5 protein-coding genes are annotated in these 4,208 nt (G+C 75.8%); 2 read left to right on the top strand and 3 right to left on the bottom strand.

The annotated features are described in order from the left end of the window. On the bottom strand, positions 1-723 hold a 723-nt coding region (locus ACFV7Q_RS38400), incomplete at its 3' end, for a hypothetical protein (RefSeq protein ID WP_385435593.1). A 184-nt stretch (positions 724-907) separates the two neighbouring features. Between ACFV7Q_RS38400 and ACFV7Q_RS38405 the strand changes: the two genes are divergently transcribed. Continuing rightward, positions 908-1,165, top strand: coding sequence for a DUF4404 family protein (locus ACFV7Q_RS38405; protein ID WP_385435594.1), 258 nt, complete (start codon positions 908-910; stop codon positions 1,163-1,165). An 83-nt stretch (positions 1,166-1,248) separates the two neighbouring features. Beyond that, positions 1,249-2,598: an NAD(P)/FAD-dependent oxidoreductase gene (locus tag ACFV7Q_RS38410; protein ID WP_385435595.1), complete on the top strand. Its 1,350-nt coding sequence runs from the start codon at positions 1,249-1,251 to the stop codon at positions 2,596-2,598. Positions 2,599-2,714: 116 nt separating this feature from the next. Here the strand turns inward: ACFV7Q_RS38410 and ACFV7Q_RS38415 are convergent, their stop codons facing one another. Continuing rightward, the gene (locus ACFV7Q_RS38415; protein ID WP_385435596.1) at positions 2,715-3,377 is read right to left on the bottom strand and encodes a hypothetical protein; all 663 of its coding nucleotides are present in this window, start codon (positions 3,375-3,377) and stop codon (positions 2,715-2,717) included. Positions 3,378-3,486: 109 nt separating this feature from the next. Further along, positions 3,487-4,208, bottom strand: a 722-nt coding sequence (locus ACFV7Q_RS38420) for a hypothetical protein (protein ID WP_385435597.1), incomplete at its 5' end; no start/stop codon positions are given.

A 4,208-nucleotide genomic window follows, 5' to 3' on the forward strand; every position in this document is an offset into this window, starting at 1 on the left:
GACACCTGGCTGCCGAACGGGATCCGCACGGCACCCGGGCTTCACCGCGCCCCGGCCTCCTCCCCGGCCGGGCGCGGGCCGGACCCCGGCAAGCCCCCGGCCACGGCGCTCGGACCGCCGTCCCCGGGCCCGCGGAATCCCGACGGCAGCCGCCCGAACCCTTCCCGCTGCGCCCGCCACCCGCGCGGTTGGGGTGCGGACATGGATGCCGCCGTACTCGACCGCCGGACCCGCATGCACGAGGAGTGCGTGCCGCCGGTGCTCGTCGACCGCCTCCTCGCGCTCGGCCGCGCCGACGTGAGCGCGACCTGGCCACGGCGGAGGACGGCGACTGGTTCTGCGCAACGCGCCTGGGCGCGCCGCCTCGCAGGCCGCGGCGAACTGGACGGTGCTCTCGCGGTGCTCGCCCCGTACGTGGGCACCGGGTGGTGGACGGCGGCGGGGGAGGCCGCCCGGCTGCTGGATGCGGGCGGCCGCGGCGGCGAAGCCGTCGACCTGGTCCGCGCGTTCGCCGTGGACGGGGAGCGGGGCGCCCTGCACGACCTGGCCCGGCTGCTGGCCCGGCAGGGGCGGGGTGAGGAGGCGTACGCGCTGCTCCTGCCGCATCTTGCGGACGGGTACCTCGCCGCTCCCCTGGTCGAAGTCGGCATCGGGCTGGGGCGGGGCGAGGAGGTCGCGGAGCTGCTGGCGGCCCGCATCGGGCCGGGGCGTCCCTGCGCGCACTGCGTGCTGCTGCCGGTCATGCTGCCGCAGACGCGCGGCCTGCTGCGGGTCGCGGCCGTGACGACCGTGACGGGGCCAGCCCGCCGGCCCGGGGGCGCGTACGGCCGCGCGGACGGGGCAACCGGACGGTACACGCCCCGGAGGGCAAGCCTCCGGTGCGGGCGGCGATCGATGAGGAGGCACCATGCCGAACCGGCCGGCGGACGACCACCTGGAGGCGCTGCGCTCGCGGCTCGCGGCGACCGGGGACCGCGGGCTCACCCCCGCGGAATGCGAGGAGCTGCGCCTGCTCCTGGCCAGGGCCGAACGGGACGGGGCCGCGGACGACCCGGGGCTGGTCGAGTCGCTGGAGGACGCCGCACTGCGCTTCGACGCCAGGCACCCGTCCCTGTCCGCCGCTCTGCGGACCGTCGGCGTCAACCTGGCCAACATCGGCATCTGAACACCCGACGTGCACGGCGCGGCTTTGCGGGCAGGGGCTTCGGAGACCGCACGAACCGTACGACCTCCTGAAGGGAAGACACCATGGCTCGACCGAGGATCCTCGTGGTCGGTGCCGGCTTCGCCGGCGTCGAGTGCGTCCGCCGGCTGGAGCGCCGGCTCGCCCCCGGGGAGGCGGACATCACGGTCGTCACCCCGAACTCCTACCAGCTGTACCTACCGCTGCTGCCGCAGGTGGCGTCGGGGGTGCTCACACCGCAGTCGGTGGCCGTGTCGCTGCGGCGCAGCGAGCGCCACCGCACCCGCATCCTGCCCGGCACCGCGGTCGGCGTGGACCCCGCGGCGAAGGTGTGCGTCGTGCGCACGATCAACGGGGAGCTCACGGACCAGCCGTACGACCACCTGGTCCTGGCGCCCGGGAGCGTCACCCGGACCTTCGACATCCCAGGGCTGTCCGAGCACGCGCGGGGCATGAAGACCCTCGCCGAGGCCGCGTACCTGCGCGACCACGTCATCGCGCAGCTCGACCTGGCGGACGCGTGCGGCGACCCTGCCGACCGGGACGCCCGGCTGCGCTTCGTCGTGGTGGGCGGCGGGTACGCCGGCACCGAGACGGCCGCCTGTCTGCAGCGGCTGACCACGCACGCGGTGGAGCGCTACCCCCGCCTGGACGCCCGGCAGATCAGCTGGCACCTGGTGGACCTGGCACCACGGCTGATGCCGGAACTCGGCGAAGCACTGGGGCGCGCCGCGCTGGACGTGCTGCGCCGCCGCGGCATCGAGGTCTCCCTCGGGGTGAGCGTCGCCAAGGCCGGCGCCACGGAGGTGACGCTGACCGACGGGCGCGTACTGCCCACCCGTACGCTGATCTGGACGGCCGGCGTCGCGGCGAGCCCGCTGGTGGCCACCCTCGGCACGCCCACCGAGCGGGGGCGGCTCGTCGTGAACGCCGAGATGACCGTACCGGGGGCGCCGGGCGTGTTCGCGCTCGGCGACGCCGCCGCCGTGCCCGACCTCGTGCAGGACGCCGGGGGCGCCGTCTGCCCGCCCACCGCGCAGCACGCCTCGCGGCAGGGCCGTACGGTGGCCGACAACCTGATCGCCACCCTGCGCGGGCAGCCGCTGCGCCCGTACCGGCACCGGGACCTGGGCCTCGTCGTGGACCTCGGCGGGGCAGACGCCGTGTCGAAGCCCCTGGGAGTGCCCCTGCACGGGCTGCCCGCGCAGCTGGTGACCCGCGGCTACCACTGGGCGGCGCTCCGCACGAACGTCGCGAAGACGCGTGTCCTGACGAACTGGCTGCTCAACGCGGTCGCCGGCGACGACTTCGTGCGGACCGGCTTCCAGGAGTGGCGACCGGCCACGCTGCGGGAGTTCGAGCAGACCGACGCCTACCTGACGGCGGAGCAGGTGCGGGCCCGGACCGCGTCATGACCGCGGTGGCCGCGGGGGCCGCGGGGGCCGCGGGGGCCGCGGGGAATCGTCGGGGCGGTGCGGGATCGGCGGTGCGGGATCGGCGGTGCGGGACGGGCGGTGCGGGGTGGTGGGGGTCAGTCCAGGGTGAACTGCCAGTAGGCCGCCTCGCGGTAGCCCTTGTCCGGGGGACGGACCTCGACGGTGACGGTCATGCCCTTCCGGCCGCCCTTGACCCGAACGGGCACGGTGCGCTTGCCGTCCTCGGCCAGCGGCGGCAGCAGGGCCGCGGCGGACTCGTCAACATTGGACCACTCCACGCCGTCGGTGGCGTAGTCGTCCAGGGAGCGTCCGGCGCGCACGACGAGGGGCGCCGACCCGTACGTGGAGACGGCGGCCTTGGCGGAGTCGCCGCCGATGTGCTGCTCCTCGTCCGTGCCGTTCCGGTACGTCACGGTGAAGTGGTGGCTCCCGTCGGCTGCGGGGCGGGGCGCGCTGACGGTGACCTTGAGGCCGTCCTCGTACCGGGCGGTGCGACCCGCTGCGAGGGGATCGGCGACACCGCCGTCGGCGCCGTCGGTCTCCTCCAGCTGCCCGTATCCGTCGAGCCCCCGCTCCAACTCGTGCAGTGCGGCGAGTCCCAGGCAGGCCAGGACGGCCAGGACGGCCAGTACGATCCCGCAGCCCTTGAGCCATCCCGGTGCCGGCGTGGCGGGGGCGGGGAGACTCGGGGAGTTCGCGGGGTTCGGGGAGTTCGGGGAATTCGCGGGATCTGCGGGGTTCAGGGGGTTCGCCGTCATGGCGCCACCGTAGGACGGCCCTGGTCACCGGATCATGAGCGGACGTACTCAGGTCCGGCTGAGTAGCGGGCCGGTTCCCGGCGGTGCGCGCTGCGGCAGGCCGCCGGGGCTACGCGTCCGCGGCGCGGGCGGCCGCGACCACGACCCGTCCGCCGTCCAGGAAGTGCAGGCGGTCGAGGCGGTGTCCCGTGGTCCACGACCACACGCGGTAGAAGCACAGGTCCGTCGGCACCGGGGAGTCGCGCAGGTCGGCGGCGTGGCTGCCGGGCGGGAAGGCGGCGGCCCGCGCGCGCAGCGCGTCCTGTTCGTCCGCCCACTCCTCCACGGGGACGGGACGGGTCCACGGCTCGCCGGTGTTCGGGGTGAGCCAGGTCGTGGCGGAGCGGATCAGGGCGGCCGGGTCGGCGCCGGTGTGTGCGGCCCGCCCGGCCGCGTCCGCGGCGATGGCGGCGACCTTCAGCAACAGCGCCGGCAGCGACTCGGCCAGCAGGACGAGTTCGGGTTCGTCTCCCAGCCGGTCGGGCGCGGCGGAGACGGAGAACACGTGCCCCCACTCCCCCGATTCGGGGTCGATCCGCACGTGGGCGAGCGAGACGCTGTGGTTGCCGAGGCTCACGCGTGCCAGCGGCCAGTACGTGCCGTCCCCACCGAGCATGCGGTGCAGTTCGGGGTCGGGCTCCTGCCACGGCTCGCCGGGGGCGAGGCGCAGCGGCGGCATCCCGGCTATCCGTACCTCGGCGAACGCGCGCAGCAGGCTGCGGATGTCCGCCGGGACGGCGACCGGCCGGGGGCCGGGGGCCCGGTCGGGTCCGGGGCCGGTGTCGGTGGGGC

Source organism: Streptomyces sp. NPDC059851, assembly GCF_042732005.1.
GTDB lineage: Bacteria > Actinomycetota > Actinomycetes > Streptomycetales > Streptomycetaceae > Streptomyces.

Excerpts from the sequence above, each read along its gene's own strand:
- ACFV7Q_RS38405 (WP_385435594.1), top strand. The coding sequence starts at position 908 with ATGCCGAACCGGCCGGCGGACGACCACCTGGAGGCGCTGCGCTCGCGG.
- ACFV7Q_RS38410 (WP_385435595.1), top strand. The coding sequence starts at position 1,249 with ATGGCTCGACCGAGGATCCTCGTGGTCGGTGCCGGCTTCGCCGGCGTC.
- ACFV7Q_RS38415 (WP_385435596.1), bottom strand. The coding sequence starts at position 3,377 with ATGACGGCGAACCCCCTGAACCCCGCAGATCCCGCGAATTCCCCGAAC.